Raw genomic sequence first — 21,407 nt, forward strand, 5'->3', positions numbered from 1 at the left:
CCGGGACTCCGAATGACCATCCGCTTCGCCGCCATCGGCATCAACCACAACCACATCTTCGGCCAGGTCGAGGCGCTGCTCGGCGCCGGGGGCGAGTTCGTCGCCTTCCATGCGCCGGAGGAGGATCTGGCCGGCCCGTTCCAGACCCGCTACCCGCAGGCCCGGCGCGTGTCCGACCCGCGGGCGATCCTGGAGGATCCGTCGATCCAGCTCGTCACCTCGGCCGGCATCCCGGCCGACCGGGCGCCGCTTGGCATCGCGGTGATGCGGGCCGGCAAGGACTACCTCTCCGATAAGCCGGGCATGACCTCGCTGGAGCAGCTGGCCGAAGTGCGGCGGGTGCAGGCCGAGACCGGGCGCATCTACTCGATCTGCTACTCCGAGCATTTCCAGACCCGGTCGACCGTGAAGGCGGGCGAGCTGGTGCAGGCCGGCGCGATCGGCAGGGTGATCAACACGGTCGGGCTCGGGCCGCACCGGCTCAACGCCAGGCAGCGCCCCGACTGGTTCTTCCAGCGCGCCCGCTACGGCGGCATCCTGACCGACATCGCCTCGCACCAGTTCGAGCAGTTCCTGTTCTTCGCCGGCACGCTCGACGTCGAGGTCGCCTCGGCCGCGGTCGCCAACCGCGGCAACCCAGAGACACCCGAGCTGCAGGATTTCGGCGAGGCGCTGCTGCGCAGCCCGGACGCCACCGGCTACATCCGGATCGACTGGTTCACCCCGGACGGGCTGCCGACCTGGGGCGACGGGCGACTGACCATCCTCGGCACCGAGGGCTATATCGAGCTGCGCAAATACGTCGACCCGACCGGCCAGCCCGGCACCGACCACCTGATCCTGGTCGACAAGAAAGGCATGCAGCGGATCGATTGCAGCAACGTCGAGCTGCCCTTCGGCCGGCAGCTGGTGGCCGACGTGCTGGAGCGGACGGAGACGGCGATGAGCCAGGAGCACTGTTTCAAGGCGATGGAGCTGGCGCTGACGGCGCAGGCGATGGCGGAATCGGCCGCCGGGCGGAGGGCGTAAGAATGACGATCCGAAACGTGGCCGTGATCGGCCTGGGCGTCGGCCGTGGCCATATCGCCGAAGGCTATGCCGCCCATCCCGACAAGTTCCGGGTCGTGGCGATCTGCGACCTGAACCCGGAGCGCCTGGCCGAGATCGGCGACGAATTCGACATCCCGGTGCGGACCACCCGCTTCGACGAGATCCTGCGCATGCCGGAGATCGAGGTGGTCGACATCTGCACCCCGCCGACGGTGCATATCGGCCAGATCCTGGCGGCGCTCGAGGCCGGCAAGCAGGTGATCTGCGAGAAGCCGCTGGTCGGGTCGCTGGCCGATCTCGACCGGGTGGTCGAGGCCGAGGCGACGGCCCCGGGCCGGGTGATGCCGATCTTCCAGTACCGCTACGGCGACGGGTTGCAGAAGGCCAAGCGCATCGTCGATGCGGGGATCGCCGGCAAGCCCTATCTCGCCACAGTGGAGACGCACTGGAACCGCGGCGCGAAGTACTATTCCGTGCCCTGGCGCGGCCGGCTGGACACCGAGCTGGGCGGCGTGCTGCTGACCCACGCCATCCATTCGCACGACATCATGACCTGGATGCTGGGGCCGGTGGCCTCGGTCTACTGCCGCACCGCGACCCGGGTGAATCCGATCGAGGTCGAGGACTGCGCCGTGGCCAGCGTGGCGATGCAGAGCGGCGCCCTGGTCTCGCTCGCCGCCACCCTCGGTTCGCAGGTCGAGATCAGCCGGCTGCGCTTCTGCTTCGAGAACGTCACCTTCGAAAGCGGTCTCAAGCCCTATGCCCCGGGCGACGCGCCGTGGCAGATCGTCCCGGCCTCGCCGGAGATCGCGCAGCGGATCGAAGGCGCACTGGCAGCTTGGGAGCCGGTGCCGTCGCGCTTCGCCGGCCAGCTCGGCCGTTACCATGCGGCGCTGGAGAGCGGCGGACCGCTGCCGGTGACGCTGGACGATGCGCGGCGGTCCCTGGAATTGGCGACGGCCCTGTTCCATTCTGCGGAGACCGGCCGGCCGGTCGAGCTGCCGATCGGCCGGGATCACCCGAAATACGCCGACTGGCGTCCGCAACCGAAGGCCTCCGCCGCATGAGCCTGCATCCGGATCGTCTGTTCTCGCCGGACCCGACCCAGCGGGCCATCGCCCGGCGCCTCTATGCCGAGGTCGCCGGCCTGCCGCTGATCAGCCCGCACGGCCACACCGACCCGGCCTGGTACGCCAAGGACGAGCCGTTCCCGGACCCGGCCTCGCTGCTGATCATCCCGGACCACTACATCTTCCGCATGCTCTACAGCCAGGGCGTGCGGCTGGAGGATCTGGGCGTGCCGCGCCGCGACGGCGGCCCGGTCGAAACCGATCCGCGGGCGATCTGGCGGCGCTTCGCCGAGCACTGGCATCTGTTCCGGGGCACGCCGACCCGGATGTGGCTCGACCACACCTTCGAGACGCTGTTCGGGGTCGAGGAACGGCTGACTCCGGCCAGCGCCGATCGGATCTACGACCGCATCGCCGAGCGGCTGGCGCGGCCGGACTATCGCCCCCGGGCGCTGTTCGAGCGCTTCAACCTCGAGGTCATCGCCACCACGGAATCGCCGCTCGACCCGCTCGACCACCACCGTGCGATCCGCGACAGCGGGTGGAAGGGCAGGGTGGTCACCGCCTTCCGGCCCGACCCGGTGGTGGACCCGGAGTTCGACGGATTCCGCGAGGGGCTGCAGCGCCTCGGCGAGATCACCGGCGAGGACACGCATTCCTGGCGCGGCTATCTCGCCGCCATGCAGCAGCGTCGCGTCTATTTCAAGGAGATGGGCGCGACCTCGACCGACCACGGCCACCCGACCGCGGCGACCGCGGATCTCGACCCGGTGCCGGCGGTGACGCTGTTCGAGAAGATCGTCTCCGGCCATTTCGAGCCGAAGGACGCCGAGCTGTTCCGGGCCCAGATGCTGACCGAGATGGCGCGGATGAGCCTCGAGGACGGGCTGGTGATGCAGATCCATCCCGGTTCCTTCCGCAACCACAACCCGGCGCTGCACCAGGAGTTCGGCCGCGACAAGGGCGCCGACATCCCGACCCGGACCGACTATGTCCACGCGCTGAAGCCGTTGCTCGACCGCTTCGGCAACGAGCGCGAGCTGTCGGTGATCCTGTTCACCCTGGACGAGAGCACCTATGCGCGAGAGCTGGCGCCGCTGGCCGGGCACTATCCCGTCCTGCGGCTCGGCCCGCCCTGGTGGTTCTTCGACAGCCCTGAGGGGATGCTGCGCTTCCGCGAGCTGGCGACCGAGACGGCGGGCTTCTACAACACCGTCGGCTTCAACGACGACACTCGCGCCTTCCCGTCGATCCCGGCCCGGCACGACGTGGCCCGGCGGATCGACTGCCGCTACCTGGCCCAGCTGGTCGCCGAGCACCGGCTGGACGAGGACGAGGCGGCGGAGGTGGCGGTCGACCTCGCCTACCGGCTGCCGAAGACGGCGTACAAGCTCTGAGGGCGGGTTTTCGGAACCGTCATTGCGAGGAGGCGAAGCCGACGAAGCAATCCAGGGGCCGGTGCGAGCGGCCCCTGGATGGCTTCGCTGCGCTCGCAGTGACGATGAAGTGGGGACCCGCTGATCAGCCGACCCAGGTCTCCTGCAGGTGCCGCCACAGAACTGCGTCCTCCCGGGCCTCCAGCAGGGCGGTCGACCGCCGGAGGCTCTCGAAGCCGCGAATGCTCTGCCATTCGTCATAGGTGCACAGGCGGAAGCCGCCGGGCAGGGCGACGCGCACGGCCGCGTTGCGGATCTCGATCCGGAACGGCGCTGCCGGGTCGGCGTGCACTCCGCGCGCATCGCGCAGCCAGCCGACCACCGCGGCGCGGTCCAGCACCGCGCCGTCCGGGGCGATCAGCGTGAAGTCGGAGGGCCAGGCCGGCTCGACCCGGGCGAACTCCGCCGGGTCGGCGGCCGTGTTGCCCAGCCAGCGCTCGAAGAAGCAGTGCAGCCGCTCGATCTCATCAAGGCAGCGGTCGCCGATCGGGTCGTTCATGCCAGGACCTCATCCGAAGCGTTTGATTGACTTTTGTCCGCCAAAGGTCCGGAGTCGGCCGGTACCCTTCGCGCGCACCCGTCGAGAACAGGCTTTCCCATCATGAATTTTCAGCCCGGCCGAAGCGAGGATGTTGCGGCCGTGGTCCCCGTGGCCCCTCATCCCTCCGCCCGGGATCGCCGTATCGAGATTTCGGCCCAGATTCTGGCCGGTCTGGCCCTGCTCGGCAGCCTGTGGTTCGGCCTGCTCGCGGCCCTGCTGGCGGGCCTCCTGATCCACGAGCTGGTGCATGCGGTGGCGCCAGCGTTCCGCCGCTTCGGCGCCCTGCACAAGACCGGCCGCATCATCGCCCTCGGCCTGCTGACGGCGGTGCTGAGCCTGGCCGTGATCTTCGGCATCGTCGAGCTGATCTCGGTTCTCACCGACCGGCCGGAGGGGCTGGTCGCCGTGATGCGCAAGATGGCCGAGGCGGTGGAGCGGGCGAGCCAGCAGCTGCCGCCCTGGATCGTCGCCTATATCCCGAACAGCGGCCAGGACCTCGACACCATGCTGGCGCAGTCCCTGCGCGACCACGCGCGGGACCTGCTGCGGATCACCACCGATGTCGGGCGCGTCCTGGTGCACATCATCATCGGCCTGGTGATCGGCGGCATGATCGCCATCGCCGATCTGACGGAGCGGCCGGGCCGCGGCCCTCTCGCCCGGTCGCTGGCGGAGCGGGCCCGCCTCCTGGCCCTGTCCTTCCGCCGCGTCGTCTTCGCCCAGGTGCGGATCTCCGCCCTGAACACGGCGCTGACGGCGATCTACCTGGTCGGCGTCCTGCCGCTGTTCGGCGTCCACCTGCCGCTGACCAAGACCATGATCGTGGTCACCTTCGTCTGCGGCCTGCTGCCGGTGATCGGCAACCTGATCTCGAACACCGTCATCACGATCATCAGCCTGAGCCTGTCGGTCTATGTCGCCGCGGCGTCGCTGGCCTTCCTGGTGATCATCCACAAGCTGGAATACTTCATCAACGCCAAGATCGTCGGCACCCAGATCCATGCCAAGGCCTGGGAGATCCTGATCGCCATGCTGCTGATGGAGGCGGCGTTCGGCGTGCCCGGCGTGATCGCGGCGCCGGTCTTCTACGCCTATCTGAAGGTCGAACTCGGGCGGAGCAAGCTGATCTGACGCTCCGCCCGGCGCCGTGCCTACATCGGCGGCACCAGCCCGTCCTTGCCGACCTGAATCGCATGCGAGACCAGCGACCCGTCGGCGCCCTTGACTGCGCTGACGATGACATGGGCGCCCTTGGTCAGCTGGTCGCGGCTGCCCGGCTCATAGGTGATCACCGGCACGTCGGGCGGCACCACCAGCCTGGTCTCGGTGCCCTGGTAGCGCAGCGTCACCACTCGGCCGTCGGTGCCCTCGACCGCGCCGGCCGTGGCGTTGGTCATGGTGCTGCCCGGCTGCAGGTCGAAGGGGCGCTGGCCCTCGCCGACGCCGCGTATGCTCTCCGGAAACACCTGCACCTCCAGGGCGCGCAGGCTGCCGTCGGGCTGCGGCATGGCGGCGCTGCCGATGTAGCTGCCGGGCTTGATGTCACGGATGTCGGCCGGGGCGATGGTCCGCACCGTGGCGTCATCGGCCAAGGTGACGGTCGCGGTGCCGCCGCCACGAGGGGCGATGGTCAGCACCGGACCGTCGACCGCCTTGATGGTGCCACGGATACGCTGCTGCGGCGCGGTCTGGGCCGCGGCCGGAAGGGCCACCAGAAGAGTGAACAAAGCCAGGCTGGCCATCGCGCTGCGCGTCATGGGAATCCTCGTGCGTCGACATCCCCCTCGGATGCCGTACGCCCGGACCCGCCCGGCGGTTACATGAATTCCGTCTCAGGACCGGTGGCCGGCCTGCCATTCCTTCCGCGCCAGGGCGATCAGCAGCGCGTCGTCGACGGCGTCGGAGGGCGGCAGCCCCTCGGCGCGGCGGAAGGCGTCGGCCGAGGCATAGCCCAGCGCCGCCAGCAGGCGCAGCGCCGCTGCAACCTTGGCCGCCTCCGACCGGGCGCTGAGGAACAGGACGGCGTGGCGGGGCGCGTCCTCTTCCTCCGCCAGCGCGCGGGCGAACCAGATCACCGCCTCGATCTCGTCGCGGGTGACGCCGCGCCCGGTCTCGTAGACGATGCCCAGCTCGCGCTGAGCATCGGTGTGGCCCTTCTCGGCGGCGACGCGGAACCAGCGCAGGGCCTCGGCGTCGTCCTGCGCCACGCCGCGCCCGGCCTTGAAATGGCTGCCCAGATGATAGGCGGCCCGCGCATCGCCCTGATCGGCGGCGAGGCGGTACAGGCGCAGCGCCTTGACGTGGCTCTGCGCCAGGCCGCGGCCCTCCTCGTACATCCGGCCGAGGCTGACCTGGGCGTAGGCATAGCCCTGATCGGCCGACCGGCGGTACCAGCGCGCCGCCTCGGCCTCGTCCTTGGCGACGCCGCGGCCCTGCTGGTGCATCCAGGCGAGATTGGCTTCGGCACGGGCATCGCCCTGGTCGGCGGCCAGGCGATAGAGGCGCACGGCCTCGGCATCGTCTTGCGCCACGCCCAGCCCGTCACGGTAGAGATCGCCCAGATCGATCTGGGCCCGCGCCAGCCCCTGATCGGCGGCGAGGCGATAGAGGCGGGCGGCCTCGGCCAGATCCAGGGCCACGCCGCTGCCGTTCTCATAAAGCCAGGCAAGATTGGCCTGGGCGTGGTCGTAGCCCTGCTCGGCCGCCAGCCGGTACCAGCGCGCGGCCTCGGCGTCGTCCTCGGCCACGCCCTGGCCGGTGTCGTACAGGATGCCGACGTCGTTCTGGGCCGCGGCATAGCCCTGCTTGGCGGCGAGGCGGTACCAGCGCATCGCCTTGCCGCCGTTCTTCGGCACGCCGCGGCCGTGGTGGTACATGGCCGCGAGCTCGGCCTGGGCCCGCGCATAGCCCTGCGCCGCCGCCCGGCGATACCAGCGCACCGCCTCGGCCGCGTCCTCGGCCACGCCGCGGCCGCCGTCATGCATGAAGGCCAGGTTGGTCTGCGCCCGGGCCAGCCCCTGGTCGGCCGCCAGGCGGTACAGCCGCACGGCCTCGGCCTTGTCCATCGCCACGCCGCGTCCGGCCTCGTACATCCAGCCGAGATCGGTGCGGGCCGAGGCATCGCCCTGTTCGGCGGCCAGGCGGTACAGGCGCACCGCCTCGGCATCGTCCTGCGGCACACCGCGGCCGGCGAAGTACAGATCCGCGAGAAGGCGCTGGCCGACCGCGTATCCGGCGTCGGCCGCACGACCGTACCAATAGGCCGCCGCGGCGGTGTCCACGGGGCCGCCGCGGCCGTTCTCGCACATGTAGCCGAGGCTGGCCTGGGCCGGCGTATAGCCCTGCTCGGCGGCCAGACGGTAGAGGCGCACCGCTTCCGCCTCGCTGCGCTCGACGCCGCGCCCATCCTGATACATGTAGCCGAGATAGGTCTGGCCGCGGTCGAAGCCCTGGGCCGCCGACAGGCGATACCAGCGCACGGCCTCGGCATCGTCCCGCGCGATCCCGGCGCCGTCGCGGTACATGTCGCCGAGATAGGCCTGGGCCCTGGCATGGCCCTGCTCGGCCGCCAGCCGGTACCAACGCGTCGCCTCGGCGAGGTCCCGCTCGACGCCGTCCCCGGCCTCGTAGCGGATGCCGAGCCGGAGCTGGGCCTCGGCATTCCCGGATTCGGCGGTCAGCCGCAGGCCGCGCAGCCGTGCTTCTTCCGGTCCTGCCGATCTGAGGGCGACGATCTCGGTGAGATCCGCCGGCCCGGACGAAATGAGGGGCGACGGAGAGGCCAGGGCCGCCGGCGACGCCAGCAGAAGCCCCAGCACGAAACCATGAATGCGCATACGAAATGGCGGTGCGAAGAATCTCCTTGTTCACACCATCTTATCGAAACCGGCCCCGCTGTCGATGCCGATCGTTCCGGGGCCGGTCAGAAATCTGCGCTCAGTCCTTCGGCGCGCTCTCCTGCCAGCGGGCCATCAGCGTGTTGGACGGCAGGCTCTCGTCGACCAGCTTCTTCGCCGTCTCGATCCCGGCGACCGGCAGGCCCTTCGGGTCCAGCAGGCCGATCTGGACCAGCACCGAAGCCTGGTCCCAGTAGATGTGCTCGTTGTACAGCTTGTCGCCGCGGAAGCGGACGATCGCGACCAGCGGGATCTCGACATAGCGCCCGGTCGGCGGGATGCCGGGCAGCATCCAGTCGATCTCGATGTCGTGGGTGAAGCAGAACAGCATTTCGTCGACCAGCCGGTCGACCCCGATGGTGCGGCTGATCGGGATCAGCTTGGTGTCCTTCGGCGTCTTCGGAATGAAGTGGTTGGCGTAGAAGCGGTACAGGTCGTCCTGGCCGACGCCGCCGGTCATGGTCGGGACGTGGTTGACGTAAGGCTCGGCCACCATCGTCGTCATGGTGGCGCGGGCGTCGCGGGTGGCGAACTCCAGCTCGGTGTGCCGCTCCCACAGCGCCGACAGGTCGTAATGCGGCCCCATCACCCGGCGGAACAGGGCCAGGCTGCGGGAATGCGCCATCAGCGACGCCGGCTTGTCGTAGGCCGCCCGCTCCGGCACGTTGAATCCGTGGTCGGCGCCCGGATAGAGGAACAGCTGCACGTCCTCGCGGCCCTCGAAGGCGGCGGCGATCGCGTCCCGGGTCTGCGGCGGCAGGTGGCGGTCCTTCTCCGGGACGTGGAACACCATCGGGCAGCGGATCGCATCGGCCTCGCCCAGCAGCGGCTCCAGCCCGGTGCCGTAATAGCTGACCGCGGCGTCGACATGGCTGCGTGCGGCGACGAGATAGGCCAGCCGGCCGCCCAGGCAGAAGCCCAGCGCGCCGACCTTGCCGCGGCATTCCGGCAGGCGGCGCAGCGTCGCCAGGGCGGCGCCGCAATCGGCGACGGCGCGGTCGACGTCGAAGCGGCCCAGCAGCTCGCGGGCGCGGGCCACATCGGCCTCGCCGTAGCCGAGCTCAACCCGCGGCTCCAGCCGCCAGAACAGGTCCGGCGCCAGCACCACATAGCCTTCCTCGGCATAGAGGTCGGCGACCGCCCGGATATGCGCGTTGACGCCGAAGATCTCCTGCAGCAGCAGGATGCCGGGGCCGGAGCCGCTGGCCGGCACCGCGAGATAGCCCTGGAACCGGCCGCCGTCATCGGCCGTGATGTCGACCCATCTGCTGGTCATCGCTGATCCTCGCTCGCTCCGGAAGGCGGCATGGCATCGGGGCTGCGCCGTCCGCGGTTATACTTTAAACTTAAAGCAGATCGGGTGGCCACCGGCCGCTCTCAGGACCGAAGCAGAATGATCGACGCAGAGACCGCCGTCGCCGACCGGCCGAAGGACCATCGCCTCGAATTGCGGTTGTGGCTGCGGCTCCTGACCTGCACCACCATGATCGAGCGCGAAGTCCGGCGCCGCCTGGCGGAGAGCTTCGACACCACGTTGCCGCGCTTCGACCTGATGGCCCAGCTGTACAAGATGCGCGAGGGGCTGACGCTGGGCGAGCTGAGCCAGCGGCTGATGGTGTCGAACGGCAACATGACCGGGCTGGTCGAGCGGCTGGTCGAAGGCGGGCTGCTGGTGCGCGAACAGTTGCCGGAGGACCGGCGCAAGCACGTCATCCGCCTGACCGAGGAGGGCGAGCGCCAGTTCGCGGCGATGGCGGCGGCGCATGGCGACTGGGTGGCCGAGATGACGGCCGGACTCGAGACCGGGGAGATCGAACGGCTGATGGATCTCCTCGGCCGCACCAAGGCGTCGGTGGCCGAAGCCACCCGGCCGCGGGGGCGAAGCAGGGCCGAATAGCCCTGCCTCGCCCGGCGGTTCTCAGGTCGCCCGCGCCACCCGCGGTGCGACGGCCAGGTTGACCACCACGGCGACCGCGATGTTGACCGCCAGCGCCAGGAGGCCGGCATAGACCGTGACCGTGCTGCCGCCGAGGCTCAGCGCCTGCAGCGGCTTCAGCCCGTTCTGCCAGACGATCCAGCTGCCGCCGAAGAAGCCGACCACCCATCCGGCCAGGAGCGCTGGCGCCCGGAACCAGCCGACATAGAGCCCGAACACCAGCGCCGGCAGCGTCTGCAGGATCCAGACGCCGCCGAGCAGCTGCAGGTCCAGCGCGAACTGGGTCGGCAGGAACACGATCACTAGCAGGGCGCCGACCTTGACCACCAGCGAGGTGATCTTGGCCACCTGGGCCTCGCCGGCATGGCTGACGTCCGGCGCCACATAGGCCTTCCAGAAGTTGCGAGTGAACAGGTTGGCGGCGCCGATGCTCATCACCGCCGCCGGCACCAGGGCACCGATGGCGATGGCGGCGAAGGCGAAGCCGGCGAACCAGCTGGGGAACAGCGTCTGGAACAGCGCCGGCACCACGTCGTTCGGGCTGGCGACCTGCAGATGCGCGGCGTGGCCCATATAGCCGAGCAGGGCCAGGAGGCCGAGCAGCAGGGTATAGGCCGGTAGCAGCGCCGCGTTCTTGCGGATGGTGTTGGCGCTGGCCGAGGCGAAGATGCCGGTCAGGGTGTGCGGATACATGAAGGCGGCGAGGGCCGAGCCCAGCGCCAGCGTGGCATAGGCGACGATCTGGCTGTCGCCGAGCAGCAGCCCGCCCGATCCCTTGGCCTGGAACGCCTGGTCGGCCGCCTGGAAGACGCTGGCATAGCCGCCCAGCTCCCACGGGATCAGCGCCACCGCGGCGATCACCGCGATGTAGATCATGATGTCCTTGACGAAGGCGATCAGCGCCGGGGCGCGCAGGCCGGCGGAATAGGTGTAGAGCGCCAGGATGACGAAGGCGATGGTCAGCGGCAGCTCGCCGGTCAGGCCCAGCGCCTTGATCACCGCGGCCATGCCGACCAGCTGCAGCGCGATATAGGGCATGACGGCGAGGACGCCGGTGAGGGCGACCGCCAGCTCCAGCCCGCGCGAGCCGTACTGGCCGTAGACGACGTCGCCGGCGGTGACGTAGCCGCGATCCTTGGCGCGCCGCCACAGCTTCGGCATCACCAGGAAGACGAAGGGATAGACGATGATGGTGTAGGGCAGGGCGAAGAAGCCGTAGGCCCCGACCGCATAGACCAGCGCCGGCACCGCGATCACGGTGTAGGCGGTGTAGAAGTCGCCGCCGACCAGGAACCAGGTGATCCATGTGCCGAAGCGGCGCCCGCCCAGACCCCACTCGTCGATATGGGCCAGCGTCTCGCCCCGCTTCCAGCGGGCGGCGGCGAAGCCCATGACGGTGACGAGGATGAAGAAGAAGGCGAAGACGGCGAGCGCGACGACATCCAGCTCAGTCGTCATGGCGCACGCTCCGATAGGCGATCCAGATGATCAGGGCGGTCAGCGGCACCCAGGCGAACTGGTACCAGTAGAAGAACGGGAAGCCGAGGATCTCCGGCTCGCGCCAGTTGTAGAACGGCACCCACAGGAGCCCGATATAGGGCAGGAGCAGCAGCCACAAGACGGGCCGCCGCCGTGAACGCTCAGGCATGGCAAATCCTTCCGTCGCAGGCCCGGATCTCCCCGGGCCCGATTCGCCGGTCAACCTGCCATCGTCCCCGGATATGTTAACCGGAATGAACGCATGGCGGCACTGCCGCCACGGGCCTACTCGGTTCCAGCCGGAACGCTGCCGTCGTTCGGCGCCTCCTCGACCAGCAGCCGGCCCAGAATCCGGCCGAGGACACGCTGCAGGTCGTCCATCACGGTATAGAACACCGGCACATAGACGAGACTGAGCGCGGTCGAGGAGATCAGGCCACCGATCACCGCGATCGCCATCGGCGCCCGGGATTCGGCGTCGGCGCCGATGCCCAGCGCGATCGGCAGCATGCCGGCGGCCATGGCGATGGACGTCATGACGATCGGCCGGGCCCGCTTGGCCGCGGCGTCGATCAGCGCGGAGGCGCGGTCCATCCCGCCCCGCTGCGCCAGGATCGCGTATTCGACCAGGAGGATCGAGTTCTTGGCGGCGATGCCGAGCAGCATCAGGAGGCCGATGAAGGACGAGATCCCCATCGCATGGCCGGTGATCAGCAGGAAGCCCAGCGCGCCGCCGATCGACAGCGGCAGGGCGATCAGGATGGTGACGGGCTGGACGAAGCCGCGGAACAGCAGCACCAGCGTCACATACATCAGGAACACGCCGGCGATGACGGCCATGGCGAAACCGCGGAACAGCTCCTGCAGCCGCTCCTGGTCGCCGCGCTTCAGCTCGGTGACGCCGGCCGGCAGGTTCCGCATGGTCGGCAGCTGGGCGATCCGCTCCGTCGCCTCGCCGAGCGGGATGCCGGCCAGCTCCGCCTCGATCGTGGCGCTGCGGCTGCGGTCGACCCGGGTGATGCTGTTCGGCCCGGCGCCGTAGGCGATGTCGGCGACGGCACCCAGCGGCACGGTCGCGTTGCTGCCCTTGACCGGCAGGTCGGCGATCATCGCCGGGTCGTCGAGCGCGTCGTCGGCCAGGGTGACCAGGATCGAGATCTGCCGGTCGCCGAGATTGTATTTCGGCAGGTTCTGGTCGATGTCGCCGACGGTGGCGACGCTGACGGTCGAGGCGATGGTCTGCGGCGTCACCCCGGCCTCGGCGGCCCGGGCGGTGTCGGGAGTGACGATGATCTCCGGCCGCGCGATCGTCTCGGTCGACTCGACATTGGCGAGGCCGGGCACGCCGCGCATCTCGCGCAGCAGGGACTGGCTCGCCGCCTGCAGCGCCGCCGGGTCGTCGCCGGCCAGGGTGACCGAGACCTTGGCGCCGGACTGGCCGTCGGCGCCGAACTGGACGCGGATGCCCGGGATGTCCTGCAGCAAGGTCCTGGCACGGGCCTCGAAAGCCTGCTGCGTGACGCTGCGCTCGCCGCGCGGGACGAGATCCACCGTCAGGGTGGCGGAGCGCACCTCGCCGGTGGCCTTGCTGCCCGGCCCCTGTCCGGCGGTGGTGGCGCTGCCGATCGCGGCGAAGACGCTCGCCACCTCCGGCTCCTGCTTCAAGCGCCGCGAGATCTCGATCACCGCCGCGTCGGTCTCGGCCAGGGTGGCACCGGGCGGCAGCTCGACCGAGGCGACGGAGCGGCCGCGGTCGGTCGCCGGCATGAATTCGGTGGAGAGCTGCGAGGCCAGCACCGCCGAGCCGACGAAGAAGGCGACGCCGAGGCCGAGCGTGACCCAGCGGTGCCGCAGCGCCAGCCGCAGCAGCCAGAGATAGGCCGGCACCCAGCGCGGCGCGTCGTCCTCATGCCCGCCGGCGCGGATCAGATAGGCGCCCATCAGCGGCGTCAGCATGCGCGCGACGACCAGCGAGAAGGCGACCGAGACGCAGGTCGCGACGGCGAAATCCTTGAAGATCTGCCCGGGAATGCCGGGCATGAAGGCAACCGGCAGGAACACGGCGACGATGGTGCCGGTGGTGGCGACGACGGCGAGGCCGATCTCGTCCGCGGCGTCGATCGCGGCGTCGAAGGCACGCTTGCCGCTCTGCCGCATGTGCCGGACGATGTTCTCGATCTCGACGATGGCGTCGTCGACCAGGATGCCGACGACCAGCGACAGCGCCAGAAGGGTGATGGTGTTGAGTGAGATGTCGAACAGCGCCATCACCGCGAAGGTCGGGATCAGCGACAGCGGCAGCGCGACCGAGGAGACCAGCGTCGCCCGGATGTCGCGCAGGAACAGCCAGACCACGCCGATGGCCAGCAGGGCGCCGAGCCACAGCGCCTCCAGCGCCGCGTCGTAGCTTTCCAGGACGAAGCCGGAGGAGGAGCTGACCTCCTGGAAGCGCAGATCGGGGCGGGCTGCGCCGATCTCGGCGACCTTGGCGCGCACCGCGTCGGTGACGTCGGTCTCGCTCGACCCCGTGGTGCGGTAGACGCTGAAGGCCACCACCTCCCGCCCGTCCAGCCGGGCGCGCTGGCGCGGCGTGTCCCAGCTGTCCTCGACCGTGCCGAGGTCGCCGAGCCGCACCTCGCGGCCGTCGGACAGCGGGATCCGGGCCTCGGCCAGAGCCTCGACCGACCCGGCGCTGCCGAGGGTGCGGATCGACTGTTCCCGCTCGCTGCGGCCGACCCGGCCGCCCGGCTGGTTGACATTGGTCTCGGCCAGGGTCTGGCTGACCTCGGCGGCGGTGACGCCGAGCGCGCGCAGCCGGTCGGGGTCGAGCCTCACCCGGATCATCCGGTCGACCCCGCCGGAGCGCTCGATCTTCGACACGTCGTCGACGCCGAGCAGTGCCTTGCCGATGTCGTTGTCGACCGTCCAGCTCAGCTGGTCGGGGCTCATCGCCGGGGCGTCGACCACGAAGGTGATGATGGCGCCGCCGGTGACGTCGACCCGCTCGACTACCGGCGTCTGGGCAGAGGCGGGCAGGTCGGCCTCGATGCCCGAAACCGCGTTGCGCACGTCGTTGGTGGCGCGGTCGATGTCGGTGCCGAACTTGAACTCGATGGTGGTGACCGAGCTGCCTTCGCTGACCGTGGAGGAGATGTCGTCGACATTGCCGAGGCCGGCGACGGCGTTCTCGACCAGCTGCGTGACCTGGGTCTCCATCTCGCTCGGCGCCGCGCCGGTCTGCACCACCGTCACCGTGACCGTCGGCAGGTCGATGTCCGGCATGTCGTTGGTGCGCAGCTGGCCGAAGCCGAAGATTCCGCCCGCGGTCAGCAGCAGGAACAGCACGATCGTCGGGACCGGGTTGCGGATCGACCAGGAGGAGATCGCGTTCATCGCGCGGCCTCCGCCACCGCCTCGGCGATGCGGACATGGCCGCCGTCGTCGAGGAAGCCGGCGCCGGCGGTGACCACGCGTTCGCCCTCCGACAGCCCGTCCTCGATCGCCACCCGGCCGTCGCCGCGGCTGCCGGTGCGCACGGCGCGCAGCCGGGCGGTACCGTCGGCGTCGACGGTGAAGACCCGTGGCTGGCCCTCGCGCCAGACCAGCGCCGCCTCCGGCACGGTCAGCACGCTGCCGCCGTTCACGCTGATGGAGACTCGCGCGAACATCCCGGGCTTGAGCGCGGTGCCTTCCGGAAGGTCGGCATAGACGGTGCCGAGCCGGGTGGTGGCGTCGACCTTCTCGGCCGCCGCCCGCACGGTGGCTTTCGTCACCGTTCCGGCGGCATCAGTCACCGTCACCGCCTGGCCCGGCCGGATCGCGACGAGATCGCGTTCCGGCACCTTGGCCTGGACCTCCAGGCGGCCGTCGCGGATCAGATGCACCAGCTCGGTGCCGCTCTGCACCACGGTGCCCAGCACGGCCGGCTTCTCCGCGACGATGCCGGCGACCGGGGCGGTGATGCGGGTCTGGTCCAACTGCACCTGCAGCCGCTGCAGCACGGCCTGGGCCTGGGCCAGGGCCGCGCGGCTGGTCCGCACCGTGGCGGCGTTCTGGTCCGCCGTCTCCTGGCTGATCGCCTTGGCCGCCAGCATGCGGCGGGACCGCGCGTCGACCTGCTCGGCATTGTCCAGCGTCGCCTGCGCCTGGTCGATCGCCGCCTGCTGCTCGGCGATCTGCGCCCGCAGCGTGCGGTCGTCCAGCCGGGCCAGCAGCTGCCCCTGCTCGACGCGGTCGCCCTCCCGCACCGGGATCTCGACGATGGCGACGCCGCTCAGCTCGGCGCTGACCGTCAGCTCCTGCCACGCGGCGACGCTGCCGGTCGCGGAGACGGTGCGGGCCAGGCGCTCGGTCCGCGCCGGCTCGACCGCAACTGTCAGGGCCGCCGACGCCGCGACCGCTTCCGAGGCGGAGGCCTCCTCGGCCGGGGTGGAGTCATGGCAGGCGGCGAGCGCGAGGACGATCGGGAGGAGGCGGGACGGGATGGCGCGTCGGTGTCGATGCATCGGCATGGTCTTCGGGATACCCGGGGCGTGCGGGCCGCGATTGGGCCGCGACACTAAGACGAAGCCATGGCTGCGGTTGGTCCGCATGTTTCCCGATGCAAACGGGGCAGTGCGTTTCGTGTCCGAACATTGCCGGTGCTGGCCCGGCAATGTTCCGTTGCAAAAATCGGACGCTCAGGTCTTGAGGCGATACCCGGTTTTGAAGATCCAGGCCACGACCGCCAGGCAGATCGCCAGGAAGGCCAGGGTCATGGCGAGACTCACCGCGATGTTCACATCGGCGATCCCGTAGAAGCTCCAGCGGAAGCCGCTGATCAGGTAGACCACCGGGTTGAATAGCGCGACCGTCTGCCAGAAGGGCGGCAGCATGGCGATCGAGTAGAAGCTGCCGCCGAGGAAGGTCAGCGGCGTGATGATCAACAGCGGCACCAGCTGCAGCTTCTCGAATCCGTCGGCCCAGATGCCGATGATGAAGCCGAACAGGCTGAAGGTGACCGCCGTCAGCACCAGGAACAGCAGCATCCAGAGCGGGTGAACCACCTGCAGCGGCACGAACAGGCCGGCGGTCGCGAGGATGATCAGGCCGAGGATGATCGACTTGGTGGCGGCCGCCCCGACATAGGCCACGACGATCTCGAGATAGGAGACGGGCGCCGACAGCAGCTCGTAGATCGTGCCGATGAATTTCGGGAAATAGATGCCGAGCGAGGCGTTGGAGATGCTCTGGGTCAGCAGCGACAGCATGATCAGCCCGGGCACGATGAAGGCGCCGTAGCTGACCCCGTGGATCTCCTCGATGCGCGAGCCGAGGGCCGAGCCGAAGACGACGAAGTACAGCGAGGTCGAGATCACCGGCGACAGGATGCTCTGCATCAGGGTGCGCCCGGTGCGCGCCATCTCCGACAGGTAGATCGCGCGGATCGCATAGAGGTTCATCGCCGTTCGCTCACCAGCCTGACGAAGATCTCCTCCAGCGAGCTCTGGCTCGTGTGGAGGTCCTTGAACCGGATCCCGGCATCGGCGACGGCTTGCAGCACCGCGGTGATGCCGGTCCGCTCGCCCTGCGTGTCGTAGGTGTAGACCAGCTCCGTGCCGTCGGCCGACAGCGACAGCTGATGCGTGGCCAGCGCCTCGGGAAGTCTGTCCAGGGGGCCCTGCAACTGCAGGGTCAGCTGCTTCTTGCCCAGCTTGCGCATCAGCTCGGCCTTCTCCTCGACCAGGACGATCTCGCCCTTGCGGATCACTCCGATCCGGTCGGCCATCTCCTCGGCCTCGTCGATGTAATGGGTGGTCAGGATGATGGTCACGCCCTGGTCCCGCAGCGTGCGGACCAGCCGCCACATATCCTGCCGCAGCTCGACATCCACCCCCGCCGTCGGCTCGTCCAGGAACAGGATCTGCGGCTCATGCGCCAGCGCCTTGGCGATCAGCACCCGGCGCTTCATGCCGCCGGACAGCGTCATGATCTTGCTGTCCTTCTTCTCCCACAGCGACAGGTCGCGCAGCACCTTCTCGATATGGGCCGGGTTCGCCGGCTTGCCGAACAGGCCCCGGCTGAAGGCGGCGTTGGCCCAGACGGTGGTGAAGGCGTCCGTCGTCAGCTCTTGCGGGACGAGGCCGATTCTGGACCGGGCGGCGCGGTAGTCGGTCACGATGTCGTGCCCGTCCACCGTCACCGTCCCGCCGCTTGGCCGGACGATGCCGCAGATGATGTTGATCAACGTGGTCTTGCCGGCGCCGTTCGGGCCCAGCAGAGCGAAGATCTCGCCGCGGCGGATCTCCAGATCGACGCCCTTCAGCGCCTGGAAGCCCGAAGCGTAGGTCTTCGCGAGATTCGTGACGGTGATGATCGGCGGCATGGCGGCGACGATACCCGATGCGGACGGCGTTCGGTGAGGCTTCGTGAGCCAGGTGGGCGACAGTCTTAGCCGGACCGGGCAAGGGCGGACTGTGCGCCCGCGCACAGGAAGACTGCAAGAACGCGGTCTTCCGGTCTGGAGAGCCATTCACCAAGTCGCCTCCGCAACCTGAAAGGAAACGAACCATGGGCGCTCCCTCCCCCGATCTCTCCAACCTGTGGCTCGCGCGCGCCTTCAATGCGCAGGACGTCGAAGCGGCCGCCGCGCTGTACCATCCCGAGGCCTCGATCGTGCAGGTGAACGAGGTCCATGGCGGCACCACAATTGCGCGTGGCGCCGACGCGATCCGGGCGACGATGGCGGCCTATGTCGGCCTGAAGCCGCACATGGATGTCGTCACCCACCATGTCACCATCGCCGGCGACTTCGCGATGACGCGCTCGCAGTGGCGGATCACCGGTCAGGACATGGATGGCAGGCCGATCGACATCCATCATCACGGCATGGAGGTTCACCGGAAAGGCGAAGACGGCACTTGGTACTTCTTCATCGATCATCCGTTTGGCGCCGATGCGAGCTGGGCTGTCGAGCGGCCGCCGCAGACGGATTGAGCGACACCGTCGAAGCACGAACACGCGGACCGTCCCCCGCCACCGATCAGCCGCCCGTCCTCTCGTCGCTGGTCACGGCGCCGTCGACCAGGTGGATGCGCCGGTCCATCCGCGATGCCAGGTCAATGTCGTGGGTCACCGCCACCACGGTCTTGCCGCGGTCGCGCACCAGCCCCGAGAGGATGGCGAAGACCTGCTCCGAGCTGTGCGAGTCGAGGCTGCCGGTGGGCTCGTCGGCCAGCAGCAGCGGCGGGTCGTTGGCCAGCGACCGCGCCACCGCCACCCGCTGGCGCTGGCCGCCGGACAGCTGGTCCGGCCGCTTGCCGCGGTGGTCGGCGAGGCCGAGCGCGTCGAGCAGCGCGTCGGCGCGCTCCTGCCTCTGGCGGGCGGAGAGGCGGCCGAGCTTGCGCATCGGGATCTCGACATTCTCGCGCGCCGTGAACTCCGGCAGCAGGAAATGGAACTGGAAGACGAAGCCTATCGATTCCAGGCGCAGCCGAGCGCGGCCGCGCTCATCCAGCGCCGCCGCCTCCTGCCCGGCGATGCGCAGCTCCCCCTCGGTCTGCCGGTCGAGCAGGCCGAGCAGGTAGAGCAGCGAGGACTTGCCGGAGCCGGACGGGCCGGTGACGGCGACGAGCTCCCGCTCGCCGATGGTCAGCGACACGTCCTTCACCAGCGTCACCGGGACCGTCTCCGGCAGCACCCGGGTCAGGCCGACGGCTTCGATCAGCGAGCTCATGTCGCCCCCCGGATGATGTCGACCGGGTTCAGCCTCGCCGCCTGGCGGGCGGGCAGGTAGCCGGCGATCCCGGCGGCGGCCAGGGCGAAGGCGGCGGCGATCAAGTAGTGCCAGGGGCTCCAGGTCAGAGGCAGATGCGTGATCTCGCGCCCAACGGCGGCGCCGGACAGGCGCAGCTCGATCTGCGACAGGGCGAAGCACAGGCCGAAGCCGAGCACCCATCCGACCAGCGAGCCGGCGAGACCGAGCGTCAGACCCTCCAGCAGGAACAGCCGGCGCATGTCCCGCGCCTCGAAGCCGAGCGACTTGAGAATGGCGATGTCGCGCGCCTTCTCATGGGTGATGGTGGAGACGATGTTGAAGATGCCGAAGCCGGCCACCAGCAGGATGGCGCCGACCACCGTGTACATGATGATGTTGCGGATGACGAAGGCCTCGAGCAGCGACTCGTTCGCCTCCTGCCAGGCCACTGCCTTGTAGCCGATCTGCGCCTCCACCCGCTTGGCCACGGCCGGCGCGACGTTCGGGTCGTCGAGGCGCAGCCGGATCTCGTTGATGGCGTTCGGCCGCTCGCTCAGGATCTGCGCGATCTTCAAGAGGACGTAGCCCTCGCCCTCGTCGCGGGCGGTGACGCCGGTGTGGAACAGGCCGACGATCTTGACCGCCCGGCTCTGGCCGGTGGCGGAGACGAGGGTGACGGTGGTGCCGAGATCGGCGCCCAGCCGCTTCGCCAGGCTGTCCCCGACGACGATGTTGTTGCCGCCGGCGATCAGGGAATCGAAGCTGCCCTGCCGGAAGTCCTGGGCGATCGAGGAGACGCGGGCCTCCTGCTGCGGCTCGATGCCGAAGATGGTGATGCCGATGTCGCGCCCGCCATAGCGCACCACGCCCTGGGTCTTCAGGGTGGTCGACATCCGGCCCGGGATCCAGGCGTTCAGCGCCGCCACCGCGGCGGTCGGGTTCAGGATGCCGCGCCGGTCGTCGCGGGGCCGAAGCCCGGCGATCTCGACCGCGTCGAAGATGTCCTCCGCCGGCTGCCGCGCCGCCGTCCGCCGCTCGTCGGTGATCTGGACATGCGGCATGGTGTCGATCAGCTGGGCGACGAAATCGTCCTCGCCGCCCTGCATCAGCGCCGCCATGGCGATCGAGAAGCCGACGCCCAGCGCCGTGCCCAGGATCGCGACCAGGGTCTGCCGGCCGCGGCCAATGATGTGGGTGACGGCGAGGTCGAGCAGCAGCCGCACGGCTCAGCCTCCCTCCGGCGCCACCCGGGCGCCGTCGGCCAGGGTCTCGGGGAAGGGGGTGATCACGCGGTCGCCCTCGGCCAGACCGGACAGCACCTGGAAATCCCGGATGCCGCGGATGCCGATCTCGAGCGTCCGGCGCCGGGCCCGGTTGTCGGCATCGACCGTGAAGACGGCGTCTCCGTTCACCGCCTCGGTCGGGATCAGCAGGGCGTTCGGCACGGTGCGGTTGACGATGTTGACGTCGACCGTCATGCCGATCCGGACCGGCGTGTCGTCCGGCAGGGCCAGACGCACGCGATAGGTCTTGGCCACCGGGTCGCCCTTCGGCGTGATGCTGTCGACCGTGGCCGGCAGCGCCTGGCCGGGGAAGGCGTCGGAACGCAGCAGCGCCTTCTGCCCGACCGCGACCTGGGGGATGTCCTCCTCATTGACGTCGGCGATGACCCAGAGCGGCTTCGGCTCGCCGACCCAGAACAGGATGGTGCCGGGGTCGACGATCTCGCCGACCTCGCCGTCCTTGCGCAGCACCAGGCCCTGCATGGGCGACCGCAGCACGTAGTTCTCCAGCTTCGCGGTCTGGCCGGCGATCAGCGCCTCCAGCTGCGCCAGCTCGCTGCGCGCCTGGTCGAGATCCCGGACGCTGGCGACGTTGCGGCCGGCCAGCACCAGCTGCCGCTCGTGCTCCGCCGCCGCCAGCTTCTGCCGCGCCTTCAGCTCGGCCAGCGTCGCCTCGGCCTCCCGGCTGTCCAGCCGGGCCAGCTCCGCGCCGAATTCCACCGGCTCACCCTCGCAGTCGCACAGGGACACGATGCGCTCGCGGATCAGCGGCGTCACCTTCGCCCAGACGCGCGGCTCGACCACCCCGGTGGCGTAGACGATCTGCGCCGCCTCACCGCGCCGTGGCGCCACGGTCTGGACCGGGGTCGGGCGGGCGAACAGCCAATAGGCGCCGCCGACAATCAGCGCGAGCACCAGGACGGCGGACAGGATGCGGACGGTCTTCACTTCCGGCTCCGACGGCTGCGAGTCGGCGAGAAT

At 69.8% G+C, this 21,407-nt stretch carries 19 protein-coding genes; 6 read left to right on the plus strand and 13 right to left on the minus strand.

Going from position 1 to position 21,407, the window contains the following annotated elements; all coding sequences use genetic code 11:
* Nucleotides 1-12: 12 nt before the first annotated feature.
* Genes G537_RS0108760 through uxaC form a run of 3 tightly spaced genes read left to right on the plus strand, consistent with a single transcriptional unit; the run spans nt 13 to nt 3,517 of the window.
* Nucleotides 13-1,029, plus strand: coding sequence for a Gfo/Idh/MocA family protein (locus tag G537_RS0108760; RefSeq protein WP_026869800.1), 1,017 nt, complete (start codon nt 13-15; stop codon nt 1,027-1,029).
* A gap of 2 nt (nt 1,030-1,031) precedes the next feature.
* Nucleotides 1,032-2,117, plus strand: a complete 1,086-nt coding sequence (locus G537_RS0108765) for a Gfo/Idh/MocA family protein (protein ID WP_026869801.1) — start codon at nt 1,032-1,034, stop codon at nt 2,115-2,117.
* Entirely contained in the window at nt 2,114-3,517 is a 1,404-nt protein-coding gene (gene uxaC / locus G537_RS0108770) for a glucuronate isomerase (protein WP_026869802.1), read from the plus strand. Before G537_RS0108765 ends, uxaC begins: the two co-directional genes overlap by 4 nt.
* 124 nt (nt 3,518-3,641) lie before the next feature.
* Here uxaC and G537_RS37055 read toward each other — a convergent pair whose 3' ends face one another.
* Nucleotides 3,642-4,055 (minus strand): hypothetical protein, encoded by a 414-nt coding sequence (locus G537_RS37055; protein ID WP_034851037.1) that lies wholly within the window; start codon nt 4,053-4,055, stop codon nt 3,642-3,644.
* Between the two features lie 141 nt (nt 4,056-4,196).
* Here G537_RS37055 and G537_RS0108780 point away from each other — a divergent pair, with 141 nt between their 5' ends.
* Complete coding sequence (locus G537_RS0108780) at nt 4,197-5,228, plus strand: AI-2E family transporter (RefSeq protein ID WP_211230332.1); 1,032 nt, start codon at nt 4,197-4,199, stop codon at nt 5,226-5,228.
* Between the two features lie 20 nt (nt 5,229-5,248).
* Here the strand turns inward: G537_RS0108780 and G537_RS0108785 are convergent, their stop codons facing one another.
* From G537_RS0108785 to G537_RS0108795, 3 genes are all read right to left on the minus strand, one after another.
* The gene (locus G537_RS0108785; RefSeq protein WP_026869804.1) at nt 5,249-5,854 is read right to left on the minus strand and encodes a hypothetical protein; all 606 of its coding nucleotides are present in this window, start codon (nt 5,852-5,854) and stop codon (nt 5,249-5,251) included.
* Between the two features lie 75 nt (nt 5,855-5,929).
* Entirely contained in the window at nt 5,930-7,915 is a 1,986-nt protein-coding gene (locus G537_RS37060; RefSeq protein WP_162146093.1) for a tetratricopeptide repeat protein, read from the minus strand.
* Between the two features lie 118 nt (nt 7,916-8,033).
* On the minus strand, nt 8,034-9,269 hold the full coding sequence (locus G537_RS0108795) for a dienelactone hydrolase family protein (RefSeq protein ID WP_026869805.1): 1,236 nt from the start codon (nt 9,267-9,269) through the stop codon (nt 8,034-8,036).
* Nucleotides 9,270-9,386: 117 nt separating this feature from the next.
* On the opposite strand from G537_RS0108795, the gene G537_RS0108800 reads away from it, so the two are divergent.
* Nucleotides 9,387-9,890 (plus strand): MarR family winged helix-turn-helix transcriptional regulator, encoded by a 504-nt coding sequence (locus tag G537_RS0108800; protein WP_026869806.1) that lies wholly within the window; start codon nt 9,387-9,389, stop codon nt 9,888-9,890.
* A 21-nt stretch (nt 9,891-9,911) separates the two neighbouring features.
* On the opposite strand, the gene mctP is transcribed toward G537_RS0108800, so the two are convergent.
* The 6 genes from mctP to G537_RS0108830 form a co-directional block, all read right to left on the minus strand.
* The gene (mctP, locus tag G537_RS0108805) at nt 9,912-11,387 is read right to left on the minus strand and encodes a monocarboxylate uptake permease MctP (RefSeq protein ID WP_026869807.1); all 1,476 of its coding nucleotides are present in this window, start codon (nt 11,385-11,387) and stop codon (nt 9,912-9,914) included.
* A complete protein-coding gene (locus G537_RS0108810; RefSeq protein WP_026869808.1) occupies nt 11,377-11,577 on the minus strand; it encodes a DUF3311 domain-containing protein in 201 nt (66 codons plus the stop codon). Before G537_RS0108810 ends, mctP begins: the two co-directional genes overlap by 11 nt.
* A gap of 116 nt (nt 11,578-11,693) precedes the next feature.
* Complete coding sequence (locus G537_RS37065; RefSeq protein WP_051248207.1) at nt 11,694-14,801, minus strand: efflux RND transporter permease subunit; 3,108 nt, start codon at nt 14,799-14,801, stop codon at nt 11,694-11,696.
* On the minus strand, nt 14,798-15,913 hold the full coding sequence (locus G537_RS37070; RefSeq protein WP_162146094.1) for an efflux RND transporter periplasmic adaptor subunit: 1,116 nt from the start codon (nt 15,911-15,913) through the stop codon (nt 14,798-14,800). The genes G537_RS37065 and G537_RS37070 overlap by 4 nt, the downstream gene beginning before the upstream one ends.
* A 174-nt stretch (nt 15,914-16,087) precedes the next feature.
* A complete protein-coding gene (locus tag G537_RS0108825; RefSeq protein ID WP_026869809.1) occupies nt 16,088-16,849 on the minus strand; it encodes an ABC transporter permease in 762 nt (253 codons plus the stop codon).
* The gene (locus tag G537_RS0108830; protein ID WP_026869810.1) at nt 16,846-17,772 is read right to left on the minus strand and encodes an ABC transporter ATP-binding protein; all 927 of its coding nucleotides are present in this window, start codon (nt 17,770-17,772) and stop codon (nt 16,846-16,848) included. Before G537_RS0108830 ends, G537_RS0108825 begins: the two co-directional genes overlap by 4 nt.
* A 185-nt stretch (nt 17,773-17,957) precedes the next feature.
* Between G537_RS0108830 and G537_RS0108835 the strand changes: the two genes are divergently transcribed.
* Entirely contained in the window at nt 17,958-18,383 is a 426-nt protein-coding gene (locus G537_RS0108835; protein WP_026869811.1) for a YybH family protein, read from the plus strand.
* A gap of 46 nt (nt 18,384-18,429) precedes the next feature.
* On the opposite strand, the gene G537_RS0108840 is transcribed toward G537_RS0108835, so the two are convergent.
* The 3 genes from G537_RS0108840 to G537_RS0108850 are packed head-to-tail and all read right to left on the minus strand — an operon-like array spanning nt 18,430 to nt 21,374.
* A complete protein-coding gene (locus G537_RS0108840; RefSeq protein ID WP_026869812.1) occupies nt 18,430-19,122 on the minus strand; it encodes an ABC transporter ATP-binding protein in 693 nt (230 codons plus the stop codon).
* On the minus strand, nt 19,119-20,366 hold the full coding sequence (locus G537_RS0108845; RefSeq protein WP_026869813.1) for an ABC transporter permease: 1,248 nt from the start codon (nt 20,364-20,366) through the stop codon (nt 19,119-19,121). The genes G537_RS0108840 and G537_RS0108845 overlap by 4 nt, the downstream gene beginning before the upstream one ends.
* 3 nt (nt 20,367-20,369) lie before the next feature.
* Entirely contained in the window at nt 20,370-21,374 is a 1,005-nt protein-coding gene (locus G537_RS0108850; RefSeq protein WP_026869814.1) for an efflux RND transporter periplasmic adaptor subunit, read from the minus strand.
* Nucleotides 21,375-21,407: the final 33 nt, after the last annotated feature.

Source organism: Inquilinus limosus DSM 16000 (assembly GCF_000423185.1).
GTDB classification, from domain to species: Bacteria; Pseudomonadota; Alphaproteobacteria; order DSM-16000; family Inquilinaceae; genus Inquilinus; species Inquilinus limosus.

Coding starts and splice junctions, on each gene's coding strand:
- G537_RS0108800 (WP_026869806.1), top strand. CDS start 9,387: ATGATCGACGCAGAGACCGCCGTCGCCGACCGGCCGAAGGACCATCGC.
- G537_RS0108810 (WP_026869808.1), bottom strand. CDS start 11,577: ATGCCTGAGCGTTCACGGCGGCGGCCCGTCTTGTGGCTGCTGCTCCTG.
- G537_RS0108795 (WP_026869805.1), bottom strand. CDS start 9,269: ATGACCAGCAGATGGGTCGACATCACGGCCGATGACGGCGGCCGGTTC.
- G537_RS37055 (WP_034851037.1), bottom strand. CDS start 4,055: ATGAACGACCCGATCGGCGACCGCTGCCTTGATGAGATCGAGCGGCTG.
- G537_RS0108785 (WP_026869804.1), bottom strand. CDS start 5,854: ATGACGCGCAGCGCGATGGCCAGCCTGGCTTTGTTCACTCTTCTGGTG.
- G537_RS0108760 (WP_026869800.1), top strand. CDS start 13: ATGACCATCCGCTTCGCCGCCATCGGCATCAACCACAACCACATCTTC.
- G537_RS0108765 (WP_026869801.1), top strand. CDS start 1,032: ATGACGATCCGAAACGTGGCCGTGATCGGCCTGGGCGTCGGCCGTGGC.
- G537_RS0108835 (WP_026869811.1), top strand. CDS start 17,958: ATGGGCGCTCCCTCCCCCGATCTCTCCAACCTGTGGCTCGCGCGCGCC.
- uxaC (WP_026869802.1), top strand. CDS start 2,114: ATGAGCCTGCATCCGGATCGTCTGTTCTCGCCGGACCCGACCCAGCGG.
- G537_RS37070 (WP_162146094.1), bottom strand. CDS start 15,913: ATGCATCGACACCGACGCGCCATCCCGTCCCGCCTCCTCCCGATCGTC.
- G537_RS0108840 (WP_026869812.1), bottom strand. CDS start 19,122: ATGAGCTCGCTGATCGAAGCCGTCGGCCTGACCCGGGTGCTGCCGGAG.
- G537_RS0108830 (WP_026869810.1), bottom strand. CDS start 17,772: ATGCCGCCGATCATCACCGTCACGAATCTCGCGAAGACCTACGCTTCG.
- G537_RS0108825 (WP_026869809.1), bottom strand. CDS start 16,849: ATGAACCTCTATGCGATCCGCGCGATCTACCTGTCGGAGATGGCGCGC.
- mctP (WP_026869807.1), bottom strand. CDS start 11,387: ATGACGACTGAGCTGGATGTCGTCGCGCTCGCCGTCTTCGCCTTCTTC.
- G537_RS37065 (WP_051248207.1), bottom strand. CDS start 14,801: ATGAACGCGATCTCCTCCTGGTCGATCCGCAACCCGGTCCCGACGATC.